Annotated in this window: 21 protein-coding genes; 16 read left to right on the forward strand and 5 right to left on the reverse strand. The window is 52.8% G+C overall.

All coding sequences use genetic code 11. From position 1 onward, the window contains the following. Positions 1–8: 8 nt before the first annotated feature. The 5 genes from IMQ56_RS00260 to hrpB form a co-directional block, all read right to left on the reverse strand. Positions 9–2,486, reverse strand: a complete 2,478-nt coding sequence (locus IMQ56_RS00260; RefSeq protein ID WP_032620935.1) for a fimbria/pilus outer membrane usher protein — start codon at positions 2,484–2,486, stop codon at positions 9–11. Between the two features lie 20 nt (positions 2,487–2,506). Further along, positions 2,507–3,220: a molecular chaperone gene (locus IMQ56_RS00265; RefSeq protein ID WP_017383749.1), complete on the reverse strand. Its 714-nt coding sequence runs from the start codon at positions 3,218–3,220 to the stop codon at positions 2,507–2,509. A 43-nt stretch (positions 3,221–3,263) separates the two neighbouring features. Beyond that, positions 3,264–3,872, reverse strand: a complete 609-nt coding sequence (locus IMQ56_RS00270) for a fimbrial protein (RefSeq protein ID WP_017383750.1) — start codon at positions 3,870–3,872, stop codon at positions 3,264–3,266. A 272-nt stretch (positions 3,873–4,144) separates the two neighbouring features. Next, positions 4,145–6,667, reverse strand: a complete 2,523-nt coding sequence (gene mrcB / locus IMQ56_RS00275; protein ID WP_196063537.1) for a bifunctional glycosyl transferase/transpeptidase — start codon at positions 6,665–6,667, stop codon at positions 4,145–4,147. A 152-nt stretch (positions 6,668–6,819) separates the two neighbouring features. Continuing rightward, positions 6,820–9,249, reverse strand: coding sequence for an ATP-dependent helicase HrpB (gene hrpB / locus IMQ56_RS00280; protein ID WP_196063538.1), 2,430 nt, complete (start codon positions 9,247–9,249; stop codon positions 6,820–6,822). A 73-nt stretch (positions 9,250–9,322) separates the two neighbouring features. On the opposite strand from hrpB, the gene thpR reads away from it, so the two are divergent. The 16 genes from thpR to IMQ56_RS00360 all read left to right on the forward strand — a co-directional run bounded on the left by thpR (position 9,323) and on the right by IMQ56_RS00360 (position 23,548). Then, the gene (thpR, locus tag IMQ56_RS00285; protein WP_003856249.1) at positions 9,323–9,877 is read left to right on the forward strand and encodes an RNA 2',3'-cyclic phosphodiesterase; all 555 of its coding nucleotides are present in this window, start codon (positions 9,323–9,325) and stop codon (positions 9,875–9,877) included. Then, positions 9,867–10,571: a DNA/RNA nuclease SfsA gene (sfsA, locus tag IMQ56_RS00290; protein WP_017694492.1), complete on the forward strand. Its 705-nt coding sequence runs from the start codon at positions 9,867–9,869 to the stop codon at positions 10,569–10,571. The genes thpR and sfsA overlap by 11 nt, the downstream gene beginning before the upstream one ends. A 176-nt stretch (positions 10,572–10,747) precedes the next feature. Further along, positions 10,748–11,203, forward strand: a complete 456-nt coding sequence (gene dksA, locus IMQ56_RS00295; protein WP_001155232.1) for an RNA polymerase-binding protein DksA — start codon at positions 10,748–10,750, stop codon at positions 11,201–11,203. A 59-nt stretch (positions 11,204–11,262) separates the two neighbouring features. Continuing rightward, positions 11,263–12,153 carry a tRNA glutamyl-Q(34) synthetase GluQRS gene (gene gluQRS / locus IMQ56_RS00300; RefSeq protein ID WP_196063539.1) on the forward strand — a complete coding sequence of 297 codons (891 nt, stop codon included), beginning with the start codon at positions 11,263–11,265 and terminating at the stop codon, positions 12,151–12,153. Between the two features lie 42 nt (positions 12,154–12,195). Next, positions 12,196–13,593 (forward strand): polynucleotide adenylyltransferase PcnB, encoded by a 1,398-nt coding sequence (gene pcnB, locus IMQ56_RS00305; RefSeq protein ID WP_026080645.1) that lies wholly within the window; start codon positions 12,196–12,198, stop codon positions 13,591–13,593. Next, entirely contained in the window at positions 13,590–14,069 is a 480-nt protein-coding gene (gene folK / locus IMQ56_RS00310) for a 2-amino-4-hydroxy-6-hydroxymethyldihydropteridine diphosphokinase (RefSeq protein WP_196063540.1), read from the forward strand. Before pcnB ends, folK begins: the two co-directional genes overlap by 4 nt. Before the next feature lie 123 nt (positions 14,070–14,192). After that, positions 14,193–14,984, forward strand: coding sequence for a 3-methyl-2-oxobutanoate hydroxymethyltransferase (gene panB / locus IMQ56_RS00315; protein ID WP_015572705.1), 792 nt, complete (start codon positions 14,193–14,195; stop codon positions 14,982–14,984). A gap of 11 nt (positions 14,985–14,995) precedes the next feature. Then, on the forward strand, positions 14,996–15,847 hold the full coding sequence (panC, locus tag IMQ56_RS00320; RefSeq protein ID WP_003856282.1) for a pantoate--beta-alanine ligase: 852 nt from the start codon (positions 14,996–14,998) through the stop codon (positions 15,845–15,847). A 32-nt stretch (positions 15,848–15,879) separates the two neighbouring features. Then, positions 15,880–16,260 (forward strand): aspartate 1-decarboxylase, encoded by a 381-nt coding sequence (panD, locus tag IMQ56_RS00325; protein ID WP_003856284.1) that lies wholly within the window; start codon positions 15,880–15,882, stop codon positions 16,258–16,260. A 277-nt stretch (positions 16,261–16,537) separates the two neighbouring features. After that, a complete protein-coding gene (locus IMQ56_RS00330) occupies positions 16,538–17,146 on the forward strand; it encodes a fimbrial protein (protein ID WP_126805022.1) in 609 nt (202 codons plus the stop codon). 80 nt (positions 17,147–17,226) lie between these two features. After that, the gene (locus IMQ56_RS00335; RefSeq protein WP_126805021.1) at positions 17,227–17,970 is read left to right on the forward strand and encodes a fimbrial chaperone; all 744 of its coding nucleotides are present in this window, start codon (positions 17,227–17,229) and stop codon (positions 17,968–17,970) included. A gap of 81 nt (positions 17,971–18,051) precedes the next feature. Further along, positions 18,052–20,643 carry an outer membrane usher protein gene (locus tag IMQ56_RS00340; protein ID WP_023303092.1) on the forward strand — a complete coding sequence of 864 codons (2,592 nt, stop codon included), beginning with the start codon at positions 18,052–18,054 and terminating at the stop codon, positions 20,641–20,643. 28 nt (positions 20,644–20,671) lie between these two features. After that, entirely contained in the window at positions 20,672–21,247 is a 576-nt protein-coding gene (locus tag IMQ56_RS00345) for a fimbrial protein (protein WP_048220362.1), read from the forward strand. 26 nt (positions 21,248–21,273) lie between these two features. Continuing rightward, positions 21,274–21,837, forward strand: a complete 564-nt coding sequence (locus IMQ56_RS00350; RefSeq protein ID WP_047056014.1) for a fimbrial protein — start codon at positions 21,274–21,276, stop codon at positions 21,835–21,837. A gap of 14 nt (positions 21,838–21,851) precedes the next feature. Continuing rightward, positions 21,852–22,460: a fimbrial-like protein gene (locus IMQ56_RS00355; RefSeq protein WP_017383759.1), complete on the forward strand. Its 609-nt coding sequence runs from the start codon at positions 21,852–21,854 to the stop codon at positions 22,458–22,460. Positions 22,461–22,471: 11 nt separating this feature from the next. Then, the gene (locus tag IMQ56_RS00360) at positions 22,472–23,548 is read left to right on the forward strand and encodes a fimbrial protein StkG (protein WP_196063541.1); all 1,077 of its coding nucleotides are present in this window, start codon (positions 22,472–22,474) and stop codon (positions 23,546–23,548) included. Position 23,549: the final 1 nt, after the last annotated feature.

A 23,549-nucleotide genomic window follows, 5' to 3' on the forward strand; every position in this document is an offset into this window, starting at 1 on the left:
GCTAAGCCTCATTGGCAATTTACCGTCATTTTCAAAATAGTTGCTGAGCGCCCGGGAGGGAGATCCCCCGCCCACGCACACCGTTGATCGCGCCCGTCACCCCACTGCACATTCAGGGAAACCGCTTCATGCAGACCGGTAAGCCAGACTTCTCCTTCATCACCGACGATAGCCGTTGCGCTTTCCTGCGTGACAATGGCGCCGAAAGGTACCGGCTTGCCGTGGAAAAGCAGCGTGATAAGCGCACGCTTCCCCACTCGTGCATCAAAAATCGCTGAGATGGCCGCACCTTTTGTTGGGACAACATCCTGGGTAGCGGCGGCAATTTCAATATCTTCACGATCCTGGGTGTTGACCGTAATACCGTTTTTCCGGTAGGCCGTCAGGGAAGGGACAATCGCGTTACCAAAGCGATCGGTGTAGATCCCTCGCCCGTTCTGTACTTTGACGTTATCGCCATCTTTGATATGGACAATGGCAAAGGCGTCGCGGACGGATTGCCCCAGGGTTACTCCATGTTCATGCGCAACAATTGAACCCTGCGCGCTGTAGTTCCACTGTCGGTTATCGCCCCCGTAGTTATACCCCAGCCCGACATCACCGGCAGATCCCCGGTAGCGCCCGGATACACTGCCGCCATAGCCAGTATCTTGACTGGCATAGGTCTGCTGGAGGTTATAGCTGAGGTTATTGTTCTCAAGTGCCGTGCCGCCGATCCCTACCTGATGCGAAACGAATCCACCGCTGGCAGTGTTGGCGCTGTAAGTTGACCATGCGTTCGCTAGCCAGCGTGAAAGAGGTACGTTGACCATCAACGCCATTTGCCGATCGGTATTGGCGTCCGGCGTACGCGTCAGGCTGTAGCTTACCGACCAGGTTATACCGCGCCAGCCGGAGCTTAGCCCCGCACTGACGCTGCGCTCGTGTCCCGCCATGTTCCAGTAATCCTGCTGATAACCATTAAGGTAAGCCGATCCCCAGTCCGAAACGCGTTGGGAAAGATTAACCTGCATGCGGCTGCGCCGATTATTGGTTCGCCGATAGGTATAAATCCCATCGTCAATCTCGCTGTCACGCTGGTCGACAGCTTCCTGAAAGGTATAAAACCCTGAGGTGGAATAACGGTAGCTGGCAAGCGTCACGGTGGTGTCTGTATCCGGAATATCCCTGGAATACTGCGCACGCCATGACATCCCGCGGGCATCATCTCGTCCATCATCAAAAGCCGTACGGGCGGCGGTCACATCCACGGATGCCGATCCGAAACGGCCAAGATCGGCCCCTGTTCCCGCCAGCATAGCCTGATACGACGATGCAACGAGCGCGCCGGCGTATGTTGTTACGCCATAAGGCAGGCCGTAAATGACCGTCCCTTGCAGAAAAGGGGGCTCGTCCTCACCTTCATTACCGCGATAACGCCCTGCCGCCAGCGAATATTTAAATGCCCCTTCCCGCTGTAGCACCGGTACCGATGCGCTGGCCTGGATGAAGCTGTGTTCGCTGCCGTCGGCCTCTTCCACCGTCACCTCCAGATCCGGGCCGGATGTGACCTGGCTTAAATCGCGGATCTCAAATGGCCCCGGAGAGACGTTGCTTTGATAAATGGTGTAGCCGTTTTGCCTGATGGTGACCTTTGCATCGCTATTTGCGATACCACGCACCACGGGGGCAAACCCCTGCTGGCTGGTGGGCAGCATGGAAGTATCCGTTTCCAGCTTCACGCCGGTCATTTGGACGCTGTCGAAAAGCTCGCCGTTAGTGTACGTCTGGCCTATCTCAAGCTGGCTTTGCAGGGTTTTGATATCACGTTGCAGTGTACTGGCGATTGCATCCCAACCGGCGTTGTCACTCCAGGTGCTGTTGTTACGCAACCGCCACGCCCCGAGGTTGATCCCCGACTCCAGGCCAAGCCATGCAGATGACGTTTTACCAGAACGATAGTGCTGCTGAGAGCCGCTAAACTGGTAGCTTGTCCAGGCGGCGGGAGCACCGTCATCCCAGAATTTCGGCTCGATAGCCCCGGCCGCAGCCTGATCGCGGTATTTTTGCGGGATCACCAGCTTGAGGGTCTGATTATCCTGGTCGTAATCGTAGCGGGCATTATCAATAAAATGGGAGATGTCATCGATTATCACCGCATCATCCAGATCTTTCATGTCCGGGATCGTGTCGACTTTTACCCCTAATGCACGCAGATCCGCTTTGGTCAGCTCCGGTAACAGGCGCTGCTTATCGTCAGACAAGATCCAACTCACCGTGCGTTTATCCAGAACATCCCGATCCCACATAATGGTCGTCAGAAAGTTTCCGGGCAGTAAGCCATTATCATTAATGAAATTTTTTAGCGTTGAGGTGTTTTCCAGCGGAGTGTCCATCTCGAGGATCCGCAGGTTAAATTCGTCATCTGCACTCACAGGCTGGATCATCGCGAGCAGCGCTAACGCGATTCCCTTCAGAACCTGTTTGTAGAGTGGAGATGACGACATAGGGTACCAGCATTGTGTGTTTAAAGAGCCTGCTTGCGCTGGGAGGTTTGCGCGCCGAAATCGCTAATAGCAGTCCACGTCACGGGCCCGTTTGCAGATTGAGGCACAGAAAAATATTGCTCGCTGAAAGGTGCGACCATCATTGAAATCGCCCCCGGCGTTGTTCTTGTGTCAGTCACAGGGACACTTTTCCCGCCCACGGCCAGCTCGCCAAAGGAGACGTAAAACGGCGTTGGGTTTTTCGCAATGAGCTTGTTCCCCTGGCGGCGGAAGGTGATTTTTTCATAGGCTTGTAGCGCATCGGTTTCTTTCAAATCAGCAGGACGCCAGAACAGCTTCAGACGCGTTTTCATCGCGAATTGCAGCGTATTCTTGTCTTTTAAGTCAGGTGATAACGCCGAGACGGATTTCACATTCGCCAGAAATAAAGATTCGCGATCTGCGGGCAGATTTTTTTTATCGCCGGTAAAAATGATGTGCAAAAGGGTCTGACGATTTTCCTGTAATTTATAGACAGGCGGCGTAATGATGAAAGGTGCTTTTGCATCGTTGGGGTAACTCACCCAGCTTTGCACCAGATATCGAGTATGAGGGTCTTTATTTTTGAGTGCTATTTGTACTTCGGATTTATTCGATGGATAAATAATTCGCGTGCCACCGAGAACCACACTTGCCTGTACTGAACAGCAAGAGATAATCAAACATCCACCTAACAATTTTAATAAATAATTCATACTACGTTCCAGAAGGCAGCCCTTTCAGGCTGCCAAAATAGATTTAGCGATAAACAACCTCGAACGTTGCAGATGAGGAGTAGTGACCTGCTGTTGGTTTGTTATCACCAACCTGAATAACTTTCGCGGTGTAATTAAAGACAGATGCTGTGGCGCCAGTGGCATCGTTCGCAACATCGGTACCGGCTTCCGGTTCTGATCCGTTGAAAACCACGTCCCCCTTAGTCCCATTTTCATTACTGACAATGATGCCAACGTTGGTCGCATTGCCAGCGCCGGAAAGATCGTTCTTCAGGCGCTTGTATTCCGCATCCGTTGTGGTGCCGCTGAACTTGAGGTTCAGTTTGGCAACCAGCGGATCACATTTTTTCACTTCAATCTTAAAGGCCTTCGACGTCCCGACCTGACCGTCAGTACCAAAATCAGAAGGATAAGTATCTGCAAATGTGACGGTGGAAGTATTGGACCCCGAGCCATCAACATCAATTTCACAGGTATCCGCCACAATTTTTCCGGCGAAATTTACCGTACCAGAATCATTCGCTGCAAATACCGGCAGAGAAAGTGCAGCCATAAACGTGCTGGCCAGCACCGTTGAAACAACATATTTACTCATAACAATATCCTTATATGTGATGATGAAGATATCCATTCTTGATATATACAAAAATGTTGGGAAGTCCTCTAAGGAATATCCTGTGAGGTCAGTAAATTTCTGGGGAGGATTTAATCAGATTATTCTTCATCACGTCTAGATCGCAAAATGATAATGCCCGAATAATCGGACACAACTCTCTGTTTTAGATGAAAAAAAGCAAAAATTAATAATTCTACATTTTAAATTTAATAATTTTAAATATAAATGAATGTAAACATAAAAAAAGGCCGCTTAATCCTTAAGCGGCCTTTTATTCAGGAAACTAATTAGTTTCCGCCAAACATGTCCTTGATCCAGCCGGCGACACCGTCGCTGTCTTTCTTCTCATTCTGCTGCTGCGGCTGTTGCTGCGGCTGCTGGGGTTGAGAAGACTGATCGAACGGGTTACCTGTCGGTTCTTCTGGCTGACTTTGCTGACACAGCGCATCCGGGTTAGTCGTCCAGACCGGCAGCGTACGCATCCCGCCACCGCAGATAAAGTTGCCCGATGCGTCCACGCCCATATCAACGATATCTTCCGGGGCAACCAGGTTCAGCGGCACCGGAGACTGGTTGGCCAGGTAGCGCTGGTAAATCGACATCGCACCGCTCGCGCCATACAGTTTGGTCGGCTGGTTGTTATCGCGCCCCACCCAGGTGATGACCACTTCACGACCATCAATACCGGCGAACCAGGTATCGACGTTGTTGTTGGTGGTCCCGGTTTTACCCGCCAGATGCAGGCCCGGATACTTCGCTCCCAGCTGACGGCCTGTACCGCGCTGGACAACCTGCTGCATGGTCCACAGCGTCATATAGGCCGCCTGCGCCGGAACTGCACGTTCTGCCTGCGGGAAGCTCTGATACAGCACGGAGCCATCTTCGGCAATCACCGAACGCAGAGCGGAAAGCGGAGCACGGTTACCGCCGCTGGCGATGGTCTGGAACGCCTGCGCCACTTCGATTGGCGTCAGGTTAAGCGCCCCCAGAATCATCGCTGGCACCGGGTGCAGCTGATCTTTCGGTACCCCCAGCTTCTGCCAGGTGTCGGTAATGGCCGGCAGGCCCAGCGCCATTCCGAGGTTAACCGTTGGCACGTTCATCGAGCGGGTTAACGCATCCACCAGCATGACCTGGCCGCTGAACTGTCTGTCATCGTTCTGCGGTGACCAAACCTGGCCGTTAGGCTGGCGCAGGGAAATTGGCGCATCGGCAATCCAGGTATTCAGGCGATAAAGATTCGGCTGGCTCAGCGCGGTCAGATAGGTCGCCGGTTTTGCCAGTGAACCAATTGAACGACGCGCCTGCATGGCACGGTTATAGCCCGCAAACTGCGGCTCAGCACCGCCCACCATGGCACGAACTTCGCCGGTGTTACGGTCAACCACTACCATCGCGGTTTCCAGATCGCTCAGCTTACGCTGCTTTTTCAGCGCCGGAATACCTTCTACCGCCGCTTTTTCTGCGGCGTCCTGTGCCACGGAGTCAAAGGTGGTAAAGATCTTCACGCCGGAGAGATCTTTCACTTTATCCCCGAGCTTAGACTGCAACTCCTGACGCACCATCTGCATAAAGGCAGGCTGCGGAGAGATCACCCCACCGCGCGGCTGAACGCCCAGCGGACGCGCGCTCAGCATGTCGTACAGCTCCTGGTCAATCACCTGCTGTTGTTGCAGCAGACGCAGCACCAGGTTACGTCGCTCCAGCGCCAGTTTCGGGTTACGCCACGGGTTGTAGATCGACGCGCCTTTCACCATGCCCACCAGCAGCGCCTGCTGGTCAAGGCTCAGCTCTTCTACCGGACGACCAAAGTAGTACAGGCTCGCCAGCGGGAAGCCGCGGATCTCGTTGTCACCGCTCTGACCGAGGTACACCTCGTTCATGTACAGCTCAAGAATGCGATCCTTGCTGTAGCGCGCATCCATCAGCACGGCCATGTACGCTTCGTTGGCTTTACGCCAGTAAGAGCGCTCGCTGGAGAGGAACAGGTTTTTCACCAGCTGCTGGGTCAGGGTACTTGCCCCCTGCACCGTACGCCCGGCAGTCAGGTTCGCCAGTACCGCACGACCAATGGAGTAAAGGCTAATACCGTCGTGCTCGTAGAAGTGGCGGTCTTCGGTTGCCAGCAGGGTATCTACCAGCAGATCCGGGAAGCCATTACGCGCCACGAACAGGCGCTGTTCGCCGTTTGCGGACGACAGCATGGTGATGAGACGCGGATCGAGACGGAAGAAACCGAACTGGCGATCGTTATCCATGTTCTCAATGGTTTCCAGGCGATCGCCGTCAAAGGTCAGACGCGCGCGCACCTGCCCTTCTTTACTGTCCGGGAAGTCGAATGGACGGCGGATCATCTCAATGCTTTTCGCCTGGACGGTAAATTCACCCGGACGGGTCATTTTCGTGACCTGACGATACTGCGTGGCTTGCAGCAGCTTCACCATCTCGTTCTTGCTGATGGACATGTCCGGCTCAAGGTTCACCATGCGGCCGTACACTGCCGCAGGCAATTGCCAGACTTTCCCGTCGATACGGCTGCGGATCTTCTGATCCAGATAAACGCCGTAAATCGCGATCAGGACAACAAAAACAATGAACAGCTTCAGCAGCAACCAGAACCAGCCGCGCTTCCCACGAGGCTTACGCCCTTTGCCTTTTCCTTTACGTGGCATCGGTTCTTCATCCTCATAATCGTCTTCATAGTCATCGTCATACTCCTCATCTCTGAGGCGACGACGGCTTACCTTTTCTTTCGCCAGACGCGTCGGCTTTCCCTTACGTCCTATTGGCTCGCGGTCATTCCCCGCCATGCTTTTTCTCCGCAACATTCAGGCGCAAAGGCCAGATTTTCTTATCTTGCACAGGTCAGTGAAAGAAGAAATCTCTCAAAGTTTGTTTCTCCCTTTCCCCGTGGGAGAGGGCCGGGGTGAGGGCATCAGGCCGCACTCCCCTTTTCGATCCATTACGAATATTTCTTTGTGCGCCGTGTCGGCGCGGTATTCGCCGGATCGTCCGGCCAGACGTGTTTGGGATATCGCCCCTTCATCTCTTTCTGCACTTCACGATAACTCCCCGCCCAGAACGCCCCCAGATCGCGGGTGATCTGCAAGGGACGATGCGCAGGCGAAAGCAGCTCAAGCACTAACGGCACACGCCCTTCAGCGATGGACGGCGTGGTAGCCTCACCAAACATCTCCTGCATCCGAACCGCCAGCGCCGGTGGATTATCCTCATGATAACGAATGGCAATCCGGCTTCCGGTTGGCACAGTGTAATGCCCAGGCAGTTCACTATCCAGACGTTGACGTAACGACCAGTCCAGTAAATTCTGTAACGCAGCCTTAACATCAAGCGCCTTCAGGGCGCGCAGCGAGTGTACGCCGCTCATCTGCGGCAACAGCCACTGTTCAAGCGTCGCGAGCAGCGTCTCATCATCCACCGCTGGCCACCCCTGTTCCGGCAGCCATTTCGCGGCGCAGTGCAGGCGAATGCGATACTGTTCGGCCTCCGGCGTCCAGTTCAGTACGCTCAGCCCTTTTTCCCGAATGCCGTTCAGCATCGCCTGGTGTAACTCTTCTTCCGACGGCTTCGCCAGCGGTTTCGTCCCGAGCGTCAGTTTGCCAATCTGGCTACGACGGAACGCCTTCAGCGTACCCTGGGCATCATCCCATTCCACGATGTCAGATTGCTGAAGCAGTTGCGGGCAGGCACGCGTCAGAGCGTCAATATCCACGGCAACCGCCAGTAAAATACGCGCGTCAGGGGAGTGACTGCCCTGGAGTAAGTGCGGCGCGATCAGCCATTCATGTCGCGTCAGCGCATCGTCGCTGTCCAGCATCGCGCCCATCCCATTTGCCAGCTGATAGCGACCATCCAGCCCGCGACGGCGCGCAATTCTGTCCGGGAAGGCCTGGGCCAGCAGAGGGATAACTTTATCGCTGTCAGGCGATCCTCCCCGGCTCTTCAGGCGGTGACACAGCTGCTGCGCGCGCTGTTGCCAGTTTCCCTGATGGCGTGAAAAGGCCTGTCCCAGATCGCTGCTGCCACCGCGCGGCGGCTCCTCAAGAATAGCCGCCAGTTTTGCCGCCGTGGCAATTTCATCGTCGCCCTGTGCTGCCACCAGCATTGCCGCCAGACGCGGATCGTTGCCCAGCGCCGCCATTTTCTGACCGTGCGCCGTCAGTCGCTCGCCTTCCAGCGCGCCAAGCTGGGTCAGCAGGCTGCGCGCGGCGGAAAGGTTGACGACAGGCGGAGGATTAAGCCAGGTGAGCTGGTCAGGGTCCGGACAGCCCCACTGCATCAGATCCATCACCAGCGCGGAGAGATCGCTTTGTAAAATCTCAGGCGTGCTCTGCAACGCCGCACGCTCCGCCTGCTCGGCGCTGGTTAAATGCAGGCAAATACCCGGCTCAAGACGCCCTGCTCGCCCTGCGCGCTGCACCATTGAGGCCTGGCTGATGCGCTGCGTCAGTAGCCTGGTCAGCCCGGTACGCGGATCAAAACTGGCCACCCTCTCCTGCGTACTGTCCACCACCAGGCGAATGCCTTCGATGGTCAAACTGGTTTCCGCGATATTAGTCGCCAGCACCACTTTGCGCTGCCCCGCCGGTGCGGGAAAGATCGCCTTGCGCTGGTCAGCCAACGGCAGCGCGCCGTAGAGCGGGCACAGCATAACGTCACTGTTCACCCGGGATGCCAGCTGCTCCTGTACGCGCTGGATTTCTCCTACGCCGGGTAAAAACAGCAGCAGCGAGCCGGGCTCCTGGCGGAGCAATTCGGCGGTGGCGATGGCAACCGCTTCGTCAAAACGCTGATGGGCAGGCAGCGGCTGATAGCGGCGCTCGACCGGGAACGCACGCCCTTCAGAGGAGATCATCGGCGCGTCAGGGAGCGTCTGCCGGAGCCGCTCGTTATCCAGCGTCGCCGACATAATCAGCAGCCGAAGGTCGTCGCGCAGCCCCTGCTGAACGTCGAGCAGCAGCGCAAGGGCCAGATCGGCCTGGAGGCTGCGCTCGTGAAATTCATCAAGGATCACCAGCCCGACGCCGGTCAGCTCCGGATCGTTTTGCAGCATACGGGTGAGAATACCCTCGGTGACCACCTCCAGCCGCGTGGACGGTCCAACGCAGGTTTCGGCGCGCATCCGGTACCCTACCGTCTCGCCCGGTTTTTCATTCAGCAGTTCCGCCAGGCGCTGCGCCACATTGCGCGCCGCCAGCCTGCGTGGCTCCAGCAGGATAATTTTCCCGCTGATGCTCCCCTCGCGCAGAATTTGCAGGGGCAGCCAGGTGGATTTACCCGCTCCGGTGGGCGCGCTGAGCAAAACCTGTGGCGCATGTTCTAAGGCTGCGAGAAGCTCAGGAAGGACGACGGCGACGGGCAAAGAGGACACTTACGGCTCCAGAGGGTTAACATTAATCGGCGTACATTGTAGCATCGGCGCATATCATTACCGAGTCTTGCGCATGTCTGAGTCAAAACGGCTATTCTTCGCCATTGAATTACCCACCACGCTTCAACGGCAGATTGTTCGCTGGCGCGCCAGCCACTTCCCCGCGGAAGCGGGCCGCCCCGTCGTCGCCGCCAATATGCACCTGACGTTAGCCTTTCTTGGTGAAGTAAGCGCTGAAAAGCAGCGCGCGTTAAGCGCAATGGCCGGACGCATTTCGCAGCCGGGGTTTACGCTGCATCTTGACGATGCCGGGCAATGGCTGCGCTCTCGGGTGGTCTGGCTGGGGACGCGGCAGCCCCCTCGCGGACTGCTACAGCTCGCCAACATGCTGCGGGCGCAGGCCGCGCGCAGCGGCTGTTATCAGAGCCCGCAGCCGTTTCATCCCCACATTACCCTGCTGCGCGATGCGGGTCAGGCCGTTGCCATCCCGCCACCGGGCTTTCACTGGTCCTTTCAGGTGAATGAATTTGCGCTGTACGAATCTGCCTTTGTACAAGGACGCACCCGCTATACTCCGCTTCAGCGCTGGACGCTGGGCGACACGTTAAGGAATCCTGATGAAGTTTAGCCCTGCACTCCAGCCCGCCACGCTGATCCAGCGTTACAAACGCTTTCTCGCTGATGTGATCACCCCTGAGGGCGAAACGCTCACGCTGCACTGCCCTAACACCGGCGCCATGACCGGTTGCGCCACGCCGGGTGACACGGTCTGGTATTCCACATCAGAAAATACTAAACGCAAATATCCTCATACCTGGGAAATGACCGAGACGCAAAGCGGGGCATTTATTTGCGTGAATACCCTGCGCGCAAATCAGCTGGTTAAGGAAGCCCTGACAAATGGAATGCTTCCTGAACTGGTGGGTTACGGCACGCAAAAAAGCGAAGTGAAATATGGCGATGAAGGCAGCAGAATTGATTTTATGTTACAGGCGGAAGACCGCCCTGAGTGCTATATTGAAGTGAAATCAGTGACGTTAGCGGAACAGGAAAACGGCTTCTTTCCGGATGCGGTAACGCTACGTGGCCAGAAGCATCTGCGAGAGCTAATGAGTGTAGCGGCGGCGGGCAAGCGCGCCGTGTTGCTGTTTGCGGTTCTGCATTCAGCCATTGAACGGTTTTCCCCGGCCCGTCATATTGATCCTAAATACGCGCAATTGTTGAATGAGGCACAAAAGCAGGGGGTAGAGATTTTCGCTTATAAAGCGGAACTTTCTGCCGATAATATGACTCTGAGATCCTCTCTTCCCATTGTCTTATAAGGGATTAGACGATTGACTAATAAGTGTTCTGGCCGCGTGCGCAAATACGCTTTTCCTCACAGGGTTGTCAAGTGTTACGTTTAGATAATTGCCATACGGAAAAGCATCTGCTATTTATAGCGACCTGATTTTTCCCCCAACACGGGGATCGATAGTGCGTGTTAAGGAGAAGCAACATGCAAGAAGGGCAAAACCGTAAAACATCGTCCCTGAGTATTCTCGCCATCGCTGGGGTGGAGCCGTATCAAGAGAAGCCGGGCGAAGAGTATATGAACGAAGCCCAGCTGTCGCACTTCAAGCGTATTCTTGAAGCATGGCGTAATCAACTCAGGGATGAAGTCGATCGCACCGTTACACATATGCAGGATGAAGCTGCTAACTTCCCGGACCCGGTCGACCGTGCCGCTCAGGAAGAAGAGTTCAGCCTCGAACTGCGTAACCGTGACCGCGAGCGCAAACTGATCAAAAAGATCGAAAAAACGCTGAAGAAGGTCGAGGACGAAGATTTTGGCTACTGCGAATCCTGCGGTGTTGAAATCGGTATTCGTCGCCTGGAAGCGCGTCCAACAGCCGATCTGTGCATCGACTGTAAAACGCTGGCAGAAATCCGCGAAAAACAGATGGCCGGCTAACGCCTGCCCTCTCACTACTCAGCTAAGGCGGGAGTCTCTCCCGCCTTGTTACCGTTGATATGTCTGAATCTCACTATATCGGGCGCTTTGCGCCATCTCCCTCCGGTGAATTACACTTCGGCTCATTAATTGCCGCGCTTGGCAGCTACCTACAGGCTCGCGCCCGTCAGGGTAAATGGCTGGTCCGCATTGAAGATATCGATCCTCCGCGTGAAGTTCCCGGTGCAGCAGAAACTATTCTGCGTCAGCTGGAACATTACGGTCTTCACTGGGACGACGACGTACTCTGGCAGTCTCAACGCCATGATGCCTACCGTGAACGTCTGGCGTGGCTTGCTGAACAGGGCCTTTCCTATAACTGCACCTGCACGCGGGCGCGTATTCAGAGCGTAGGTGGCGTTTATAACGGCCACTGCCGCACGCGGCACAACGGTCCTGAGAATGCCGCCGTACGGCTAATACAGCGTTCTCCGGTGACGCAGTTTACCGACGTTCTCTCAGGAACAATTCAGGCGGATGAACGCCTGGCGCGTGAAGATTTTATTATTCACCGTCGTGATGGTTTGTTTGCCTATAACCTGGCGGTGGTTGTCGATGACCATTTCCAGGGCGTCACGGAAATCGTACGCGGGGCGGATCTGGTTGAGCCTACCGTGCGGCAAATATCGCTTTACCAGCAGTTTGGCTGGGCGGTGCCGGATTACATCCATCTGCCGCTGGCAGTCAATGAACGGGGAAATAAGCTATCGAAACAGAATCATGCCCCGGCGCTGCCTGAGGGCGATCCGCGCCCGGTTTTGATCGACGCGCTGCGATTTCTCAACCAGAATGTAACGCAGGAATGGCAGGATCTGAGTCTGGATGAATTGCTGAAAACGGCCATTGCTGACTGGGCGCTTATGGCCGTGCCAAAAATCCAGCATTCTCAAATGCGTTGCGCTGAGCTATGATTAGCCGCTTTTTTGATAACAAAACACACTACGAGGTGTACTATTTTTACCCGAGTCGCTAATTTTTGCCGTAAAGTGCTGAGCCGCGAAGAGAGCATGGCGAACGACGCTATTGCACAGCCACACATGTCGGTCATTCCGCGTGAGCAGCACAATATTTCCCGCAAAGATATCAGTGAAAATGCCCTCAAGGTGCTCTATCGTCTGAATAAAGCAGGCTACGAGGCCTATCTCGTCGGCGGCGGGGTGCGCGATTTACTGCTGGGCAAAAAACCAAAAGATTTCGACGTGACGACCAGCGCCACGCCTGAGCAGGTGCGTAAATTATTCCGCAACTGCCGTCTGGTTGGCCGCCGTTTCCGTCTGGCGCACGTGATGTTTGGACCGGAAATTATTGAAGTGGCGACCTTCCGCGGTCACCACGAAGCGGGCGTTAACGATCGCACGACTTCCCAGCGCGGCCAAAACGGCATGCTGCTGCGTGACAACATCTTCGGCTCTATTGAAGAAGATGCTCAGCGTCGCGATTTCACCATCAACAGCCTTTACTACAGCGTGGCGGATTTTACCGTGCGCGATTACGTCGGCGGTATGCAGGATCTGAAAGACGGTCTGATTCGCCTGATCGGCACGCCGGAAACACGCTATCGCGAAGATCCGGTCCGAATGCTGCGCGCCGTGCGTTTCGCCGCCAAACTGAACATGCGTATCAGCCCGGAAACCGCAGAGCCGATCCCGCGCCTGGCGACGCTGATCAACGACGTGCCCCCTGCCCGTCTGTTTGAGGAGTCGTTAAAGCTGCTCCAGGCAGGCTACGGGTTTGAAACCTACAACCTGCTGCGTGAGTACAACCTGTTCCAGCCGCTGTTCCCGACCATTACCCGCTACTTCACCGAAAACGGTGACAGCGCAATGGAGCGGATAATTGCGCAGGTGCTGAAGAACACCGATACCCGTATTCATAACGATATGCGCGTGAATCCGGCGTTCCTGTTCGCGGCCATGTTCTGGTATCCGCTGCTGGAAACGGCGCAGCGCATTACCCAGGAGAGCGGTCTCGCCTATTATGATGCGTTCGCGCTGGCGGCAAACGACGTGCTGGACGAAGGCTGTCGCACGCTGGCGATCCCGAAACGTATTACCACGCTGGTGCGTGATATCTGGCAGCTTCAGCTGCGTATGTCCCGCCGTCAGGGTAAACGCGCCTGGAAGCTGATGGAGCATCCTAAGTTCCGCGCCGCGTTCGATCTGCTCTCTCTGCGTGCTGAAGTTGAAAGGAACCCGGAACTACAGCGCCTGGCGCAGTGGTGGGGCGAGTTTCAGGTTTCTGCGCCACCGGAGCAAAAAGATATGCTTACGGATCTGGATGATGAACCGGCACCGCGCCGTCGTCACCGTCGCCCGCGCAAACGCGCACCGCGTCGTGAAGGCACGGCATGACCCTTGCGTATATCGCCATCGGCAGCAATCTGGCCTCTCCGCTGGAGCAGGTTAACGCTGCCGTGCAGGCCCTGGGAGAGATCCCCCAAAGCCGCATTGTCGCGCTGTCCTCATTTTACCGTACGCCGCCGCTCGGCCCGCAGGATCAACCTGATTATCTGAACGCCGCCGTGGTGCTGGAAACGACCCTTGACGCAGAAACGCTGCTGGATAATACCCAGCGTATTGAGCTACAGCAGGGTCGTGTCCGCAAAGCCGAACGCTGGGGACCGCGCACGCTCGATCTCGATATTATGCTTTTCGCTCACGAGGTGATTAACACCGAACGCCTCACCGTTCCGCATTACGACATGAAAAACCGCGGGTTTATGCTCTGGCCGCTGTTTGAAGTCGCGCCCGATCTCACCTTCCCTGACGGCTCCTCGCTGCAAGCCGTTCTGCAAAATCTCAACGCGGATAAACCGGCCCGCTGGTAATCCCGCCTCCGCATCGATTAACCATTCATTATTTGCGGTTAATCGATTGCCTAAAATCATTGTTCCCTCAAATGTTACTGTTAGAATGCGCAAAGATTCGCTTTTGGGCCATCAGGAAACAGTATGAAACCAACCACCATCTCCTTATTGCAGAAATGCAAACAGGAAAAAAAACGCTTCGCCACTATCACCGCGTATGACTACAGCTTCGCAAAACTGTTTGCCGAAGAAGGGATCAACGTCATGCTGGTCGGAGACTCGTTAGGGATGACGGTACAAGGACATGATTCCACTCTGCCGGTCACGGTCGAGGATATTGCTTACCATACCCGCGCCGTGCGCCGGGGTGCCCCCGCCTGCCTGCTGCTTTCCGATCTGCCGTTTATGGCGTATGCCACCCCGGAGCAGGCCTTCGAAAATGCGGCGACAGTGATGCGCGCCGGCGCCAATATGGTCAAAATCGAAGGCGGCGCCTGGCTGGTCGATACGGTGAAAATGCTCACCGACCGCGCCGTGCCGGTTTGTGGTCATTTGGGGCTGACGCCGCAGTCGGTCAACATCTTTGGCGGATATAAGGTGCAGGGCCGAGGCGATGCGGCGCAGACGCTGTTTGATGATGCCGTGGCGCTGGAAGCCGCGGGCGCGCAGCTGCTGGTGCTGGAGTGTGTGCCGGTTGAGCTGGCTAAGCGTATCACTGAGGCGCTGTCGATTCCGGTGATCGGCATCGGTGCGGGTAACGTCACCGATGGCCAGATTCTGGTCATGCACGACGCCTTCGGGATCACCGGCGGCCATATTCCAAAATTTGCTAAAAATTTCCTGTCAGAAGCAGGCGACATGCGTGCTGCTGTGCGGCAGTATATTGCCGAGGTTGAGTCCGGCGTTTATCCGGGCGAAGAACACAGTTTCCATTAAGGAGTCCAGGTGTGCTAATCATAGAAACTCTGCCGCTGCTACGTCAGCATATCCGCCGCGCACGTCAGGAAGGTAAACGTATTGCACTGGTCCCGACCATGGGCAATCTGCACGACGGGCATATGAAGCTGGTCGATGAAGCGAGAGCCCGGGCAGATATCGTGGTAGTTAGTATCTTCGTTAACCCGATGCAGTTCGATCGCGAAGACGATCTGGCGCGCTACCCACGTACCTTGCAGGAAGATTGCGAGAAGCTCAAAAAACGTCATGCGGATATCGTCTTCGCACCGGCACCCGCAGATGTGTATCCCCAGGGCACCACTGAATCGACCTACGTCGACGTGCCGGGTATTTCGACTATGCTGGAGGGCGCCAGCCGCCCGGGCCATTTCCGTGGTGTCTCCACCATCGTCAGCAAGCTGTTTAACCTGGTGCAGCCGGACATCGCCTGCTTTGGCGAGAAAGATTTCCAGCAGCTGGCGCTGATCCGCAAAATGGTTGCCGACATGGGCTACGACATCGAGATCGTCGGCGTGCCGATTGTACGCGCGAAAGATGGCCTGGCGCTCAGTTCCCGTAACGGCTATCTGACCGCCGAACAACGTAAAATTGCGCCGGGCTTAAGCAAAGTCATGAATACCATGGCAGAGCAACTGCTGGCAAAAGAGTTAACAGCAGAAGAGATCATCGCCCTGGCTGAACAGGCGCTGAACGAGAAAGGTCTTCGTGCTGACGACGTTCAAATTCGGGATGCCGATACGCTTCTGGCACTTACAGAGACCAGCAAACGTGCGGTAATTCTGGTGGCGGCATGGCTCGGCCAGGCCCGCCTTATCGATAACAAAGTGGTTGAGCTGGCGTAGTTTTTCTACCCGGAAGATGAAAGGTAAACGTAATGATTCGCAAAATGCTGCAAGGTAAACTTCACCGTGTGAAAGTCACTCAGGCCGACCTGCATTATGAAGGCTCCTGCGCGATCGACCAGGATTTTCTCGACGCGGCGGGTATTCTCGAAAACGAAGCCATTGATATCTGGAACGTAAATAACGGCAAACGCTTCTCTACCTACGCCATTGCCGCTGAGCGCGGGTCCAAAATCATCTCCGTCAACGGGGCGGCGGCGCACTGCGCGGACGTAGGCGATATCGTGATTATCGCCAGCTTTGTCATGATGTCTGACGAAGAAGCGCGTCGCTGGCAGCCAAAAGTAGCCTACTTTGAAGGCGACAATGAGATGAAACGTACCGCGAAGGCGATTCCGGTACAGGTTGCCTGATAATATTTATCCCACGACCCATTCCTGCGCATTTATTAAATGAATGGGTCTTTAAAAAGCATTTATAGAATTAATATTCAAACTCTCCCCGCACAACCAGACAATCCCATCACATTGATAACAAATAATTTTAAATTTACTAAACTATTCATTTAGTTTAAATCACGCACAACATCTATATTTCATTGAGATTAACAATATAATTCGCCACGAAATTTAATTTCAAATAAAAGATTTACGGGCACTTATTATTCACTCAACGAATATGGATATTTAAATGATTTCTAAAAAATATGGTTTGGCAATTGCTATGGCAAGCGTATTGGCTGCGGGTTCAGCGGTAGCAGCAGATCCTGACACCGGCACTATTACTTTCCACGGCATGGTTTCTAACAACACTTGCCAGGTCTCCCTTGACCAGAAAATCAACCAAGACGGTAACGATTTTGACGTAACGCTGGACACCGTATTTGTGCGTGATTTCGCAAACGCACTGGGTAGCACCAGCACCCTGGGTGAAAAGAAATTCAGCCTTTCACTGACCGGTTGTGATACCGCAACTGTGAAGAAAGCATCTGCACAGTTCTCTTCCTGGGCTGGCTCCTCTTCTACCGAAGGCGGTCTGCTGGTTCCACCAAGCAATGCTCAGGGTTCAGCTAAGAACGTTAACCTGGTGCTGTCAAACGACGGTAACTCAGCTACCGATCAGATCAAAATTGACCAGACTAACAACTCCCAGAAAGCAACCATCGATGGAACTTCTGGCGCAGGAAACCTGTACTACCGCGTAGCGTACACGCAGGGTCAGGGTTGGGATGCAACAAGTAATCCAGTTTCTGCTGGTACCGTGCAGGCACAGGTTGCCTTCACCATGATTTACGAATAAGAGATTCGTAAACTTTAAATTAAGCAATCCTTCATGGTGAGTGAGGGATTGCTTGTGTAATTCCAAAAGGAAGTGGAAAAATGTCTCATTCAGTCTGCATTAAAAGTTTTCAAGCCGTATTGCTCGCAACTGCCGTTTTGGCCACATCGAATGCAAGTGCGGATATTGTTATTTCCGGCACCCGTATTATCTATCCACAGTCATCGAAGGATGTTGTTGTTAATCTCGATAACCATGGAACCAAACCGCTTTTGGTTCAAACCTGGCTTGATGATGGGCGTGATGGCGTAAATCCGGAAGAGTTAAAGCTTCCTTTTATCATTACCCCTCCAGTATCCCGTATTGACCCGAAAAAAGGCCAATCCGTACGTATTACCTACACAGGTACACCTTTACCACAGGATCGTGAATCGCTTTTCTGGTTCAATGTCCTGGAGATTCCACCAAAATCAAAAGCTGCGGATAAAGAGAATCTTAACCAGCTTCAGCTGGCATTCAGAACACGTATTAAATTCTTTTACCGTCCTGACGGGTTAAAAGGCTCGGCAGGTGAAGCAGCTGAGCATTTGACATGGACGCAGAAAAAAGAAGGAAACGCGGTTAAGCTTGTTGCCCATAATAATTCACCGTATAACGTCTCCGTTTCGGCGGTAACCATTAAAGCCAGTCAAAAAACATACGACGTTGATCATAAGGCCGTTCCACCGTTCAGTGATACCACAATGACGGTTAAAGGTTTAGCTTCTGCCATAAATGGTAAAGTAGAGTTTGATTCTATTAATGACTATGGCGGCACAGACCATCACGAAGCGGGACTAAAATAGAGCACCCTTTAATACATATAATAATTAATAGCATTAACTCTGTGGAGAGGACCCTCTCTGCACTGATTAAGTGGATGTGCCATGTTATTTAAACGTTCTCTTTTATGTCTTACGATAAGTGCAGCATTGCCTTTTTATGCCTGTGCAGAAAATATCACGCCAGCAAAAGATCTGCCTGATAATGAAGAAGAGGTCGAGTTTAACGATCAATTTCTTTTAAATGGCAGCGCTAATATTGATATTAATCGTTTTTCACATGGCAACCCGGTTTTACCGGGGACCTATCGCACTAAGATCAACCTGAACGGTAAACTGAAGTCCACCGTGGAGGTCACGTTTAAAGATAACGGAACACCTCGTGCGACCCCGTGCATAACAAAACTGCTGCTGTCACAATCGGGTGTCGACACCAGCACATTGCCTGACGGACCGGAAGACGATGAAACCTGCGTCGATATTAAAAAATCTTTCGCTGGCGCTACGGTTAGCTATGACAGTGGCAAGCAGGCTATGGATTTTAATTTTCCCCAGATTTATGTGCTGAAACGCCCGGCGGGCTATGTCGATCCATCGTTGTGGGATAACGGGATTCCTGCCGCTCTGCTCTCTTATGACATGAACGGCTGGCGTAGCGAGAACAACGGCAGTACATCAGAAAGTGCATATGTAGGGTTACGCTATGGTCTGAATATGGGGCCATGGCGCCTGCGCTCGCGTGGCAATTTTAACTGGGACAAAGATAGCGGCACAAAATACTCCAGTCAGGATGTCTATTTGCAGCGCGATATCACACCATTGAGTGCCCAGTTTGTCATCGGCGACTCTTACACGCGTGGCGAGGCATTTAACTCTATGAGCCTTCGCGGCGCACGCATGTACAGTGACGATCGCATGTTGCCAATGGGGTCCACAGGCTACGCGCCTGTCATTCGGGGTGTCGCGAACAGTAACGCGAAGGTCAGCGTCACGCAGAGCGGCAATAAGATTTATGAAACCTCGGTGCCACCAGGCGCGTTTGAAATAAACGACCTGAGTACCACAGGTTACGGAAATGATTTACTGGTAACGATTGAAGAAGCGGATGGCAGCAAACGCTCCTTTACCGTACCCTTTTCATCCGTCACGCAGATGCTCCGTCCGGGAGCCTCTCGCTGGGACGTCGGTTTAGGTGAATTAAATGACGATTCACTGATTGATGCGCCTAAAGTGGGTTACGGTACGCTTTACTATGGCCTGAATAATACGTTCACGGGTTATATTGGCGCGCAATATACCGACATGGATTTTTATGCCGGTATTCTCGGCGTGGCAATGAACACCCCTGTTGGTGCGTTTGCATTCGACGTTACGCAATCTTATGCAGATATTGAGGGGCTGGATAAATTAAGCGGGCAAAGTTATCGTTTAACCTACAGCAAAATGATTGAGTCGACGAATACTTCCTTTAACGTTGCGGCTTATCGTTTCTCGACGGAAGACTACCTGACGCTTAACGATGCGGCGCAACTTCAGGACAGTATTAGGCACCAGAAGTACTCAAACCGTAGCTATGACTCAAACGAAGCGCTATATGCAGACTATCAGCGCACCAAAAACCAGGTGCAAATTAGTCTTAACCAACCGCTAACCTCCGGAGAAGACAATTTTGGCTCCCTGTATGTAAGCGGCACCTGGCAGGATTACTGGAACGCGACGGGCTCTACTTCCAATTACAATATTGGGTATAACAATAGCTTCACCTACGGCAGCTACAGCTTGTCATTACAGCGAACCTATGATCAGAACGGCAAGAAAGACGATAGCGTTTATTTAAGCCTAAGCATTCCATTAAGTGTATTCTCAAAAGATAGAGGGAATGCCGGTGGATTCTCCAACATCAATATGGGATTACGTTCCGACCTTAAAGGCGGCACAAGCTTTAACACGTCCGCGGGTGGAAATACGCAAGATAATAAGGTGAGTTATTCCGTTAGCGCCTCGTCAAACAGTGGTAATTATGGTGACCTGAATCAGATAAGCGGCTACGGGTCCTATAACAGTGAATATGGCCCGCTGGGGTTATCTGCCTCTTTTGGTGATGACAACAGTAAACAATATTCTGCCTCCTATAACGGTGGCATGGTCATCCATTCAGGAGGTATTGCATTTGCGCCAGGGAGTATTGGTGACAACGATGCGCTGGCACTGGTCAAAGCGAGTGGTGCGAAAGGCGCCGGTATCGGCTTTGGTAACAGCGAAATAGGCAGTTCCGGCTATGGCATTCTGCCTTATATGTCTGCCTACCGTGAAAACCGCGTATACCTTGATATCAGCACGCTGGAAAACGACGTTGAAATTAAAAACACCAGTGAAATTACGGTTCCCCGCAGTGGTTCCGTTGTGCTGGTTGATTTTGCAACCGATGAAGGTCGTTCATTAATTTTAGAACTTAAGCGCACCGATAACGGATTTATTCCTTTAGGCGCTGATGTTTTAAATGAAAAAAATGAATCTATTGGCACCGTGGGACAGGCGGGGCAAGCCTATGTCCGCGGCGTTGAGGATGAAGGCACGCTTCATGTTGTCTGGGGAAGCGATAAAGACAGTAAATGTGACGTGCATTATAACGTCTCATCACATGCTCAAAAAGTAGGACTTACAACGGTGCTCAGCAATCAAGTGTGCCAGATGTAATTATTCGGGAAAATAGACGAGAGTTTGTATGAAAAAAAATCTTTATAGCCTGTCAGTCGTTGCCGTAACGATGCTGGCGTTATCAGGTTCGGCGCTCGCCGAGGGCACGAATCTCGATGTTAACTTTACGGCCAATATCCGTGAAACCACTTGTGATATGAAACTGATGGGCGGTACGGGTTCCGATACGGATCAAACACTGCTCATTGGTAACGGCGGCCAGGTGCGTCTCGACGATGTCAAAGCTGGCACCGCAAATGCCAATTTCAAAATTGTGATTGTTGAATGCCCGGCCTCTCTGACCTCACTGAAAGCCACGGTAAAAGGAAGCCAATCGGGTTATTTGCTTAGCGGCCTTGTTAATCAAAAACCAAAAGCCGATGGAGGCGCAGATTTCTCTGCTGTTGAAATTGCCAGAGCCAGCGCACCGGAGGCCCCTTTTATCATCAACTCTTACGATGATGCTAAGCGACTGGTCTGGAGTGCAACAGAAATCCAGAATAAAGAAGTTCCTTTAGTAGCCACAATACGTGAAACCAAAGTTAATAGCATGACAGTTGGTGATTTTGAGGCCGCGGCGACTTTTGAATTTAGCTACGAGTAATTGGTGCAGGAAAACGGAGCAACATTATGAAATTTAAATCTACTTTTATCGCCCTGTCCGTTTCTGCACTTCTGTATTCGGGAATGGCAAACGCAGCAATTACAGGTACTGACAGTGTCAAATTAACGATCAAATCAAATATAGTCTCGGGCACGTGTACAGCAAAAGTGCTTAACGGTGCAGGAACTGCGTCCACTGAAATTGCGTTTGGCGACGTATATAAAACCGATCTGGTGAATAAGACTCGCGTCGAGCCGTTAAAAATTGCCTTTACAAACTGCTCTGGTGTAACTAAGGCAACGGTAGCCGCAGCGAGTGGTGCAGGTGGGGGATGCTCGGGTCCGAAAACTGACGGAGATTCTTATTCTGCTGGGTTAGCAACAGGCTTCGAAATCTGGTCAGGAGTTGTAGATACTGGCGTAATGTTGAGTTGCAAAAGGCCTCCGGCGGCACAGGAGGTCACCATTGCTGACGGTGTAGGGGAATTCCCGATGAACTCACGCATTGTGATTGCGAAAGACAGAAATATTGCCGATGTTGGCACAGGTGCCGTTACTGCGCCAGTAACCTTCACAGTCACCTATCAATAATTCCAGGAACCATTATGCAACAATCACCGTTTAATTTACACCAGCCCGGTCTTGTGTTGCTTATCGGTCTGGCTGGTAGCACTCTGCCTGGCGTAAGCCAGGCAGGTTCAGGTATGGATGTAAACCTGACAGCAAACATCGTTAATAATACCTGTCGGCTAAGCGTCGAAAACGGCGGAGAGATCGCTTTGCCGACCGTGTCACGAGACTGGTTTTATAACAGCGACAAGAGCGATCGTTTATCGCCAAACGATGATGAAGCTGGAACGCCTTTTACGATCCACGTAGATGACTGCTATGCGAGCAGTACAGAAGGCGCAACGATTAACAAACTAAAATTTAGTTTTGCTCCGCAAAATGGTTTCTGGAGTAATCACAACCAGGTGTTTAAAAACGATGCCACAGCCGGTGCGGCTGAAAATGTGGGTATCGTTATTTTTTCAGATACGTTCAAAACTAACGTCCTGAACAGCGACGGGACATCAAACGTTATTTACGATGTCGGTGGAAGTAGTGAGAACTATATAAAGGATTATGGCTTTTACGCACGTTATCAGAATATTGGAACGATCACCAGCGGTGTGGTTATGAGTAATGTTCTGGTTAATGTCAGCTACGAATAAAGGGATTTAGAATGAAAAAATATCTCAGCATATTAGCGTTCGCGGCGCTCGGAATGTCTGGCGCAGCAAAGGCTAATTTAGAAGAGTGCAAATTTTACGGTCATGATGACCTGCTGATTATGTCTCCGGGCGCACAACCGATTATCACTCCTCTGCCTGTGGGCACAGTAACAACTCCCATACAGATCAGTAATACGATCATAATGGAAACAACGCCTGCGTTAAAATCCCATTGTGCAGGCGGGAAGGACGGTGAAAACACCTATCAGATTACCGACAACTCAATGCTGGCAGGCTACATTGACAACAAAGCCACCTTCCGGACGAATATTACGGGTATTGTCTATACCCTGGCGATGTATCCTGATGGTAACGGCGTCACCGCGTGGTTCCCGCCCAACGCGGGCTCCTGGTATATGACCGCACCTAATGACGATCACGAAGAGCTGCTTGACGAAAAAACCTGGCATGTGCGCATGGAAATCTATCAAACCAACGGATTCCAGGGTGTTCCTTCGGATGTTAATTTTTTAACGGCCGGTGCAGGCCCCATTGGTCAGATCATTCTGGGTGATCCAAGCAATCCGGATACATCCGATCACCCTCGTCCCCATGTGAACATGAGCGAAATGTCATTCAGCATGCCTTTAAATCGCCCGACCTGTGTCTTACGTGCGCCCACAACGGTAAATCTTGGTGACTGGTATCCCGCAGAAGTCGAAAACGGGAATACCAGCAAAGTCGAGTTCCATGTTACGGGTACATGTGTAAATACAACCGCTGTTTACTATACGTTATCCTCCACACATACCACCGCAGATAAAAAATATTTTACCAATACCGTCGAGAATACTGGTGGTGTTACTGCGGCAGGAGGCGTCGGCGTCATGATTACGGATTCTGAAAATGATCATTACCCCGTGCCGGCAGACAGTTCCCAACGTGTCATTGCTATAGGAGAGGTTGTTGGGGATCCTGTTAGTATTATTGACAGATCACTTTGGGCCAGGTTGGTCAAAACCGGCAGCGATCCGGTAACCGTCGGTGTTTTCGGTACCACCGTGACCATTCAGACCACGTACGAATAAC

It is taken from the genome of Enterobacter sp. Res13-Sevr-PEC09-46 (genome assembly GCF_015672585.1).
In the GTDB taxonomy this organism is placed as follows: domain Bacteria; phylum Pseudomonadota; class Gammaproteobacteria; order Enterobacterales; family Enterobacteriaceae; genus Enterobacter; species Enterobacter hormaechei_C.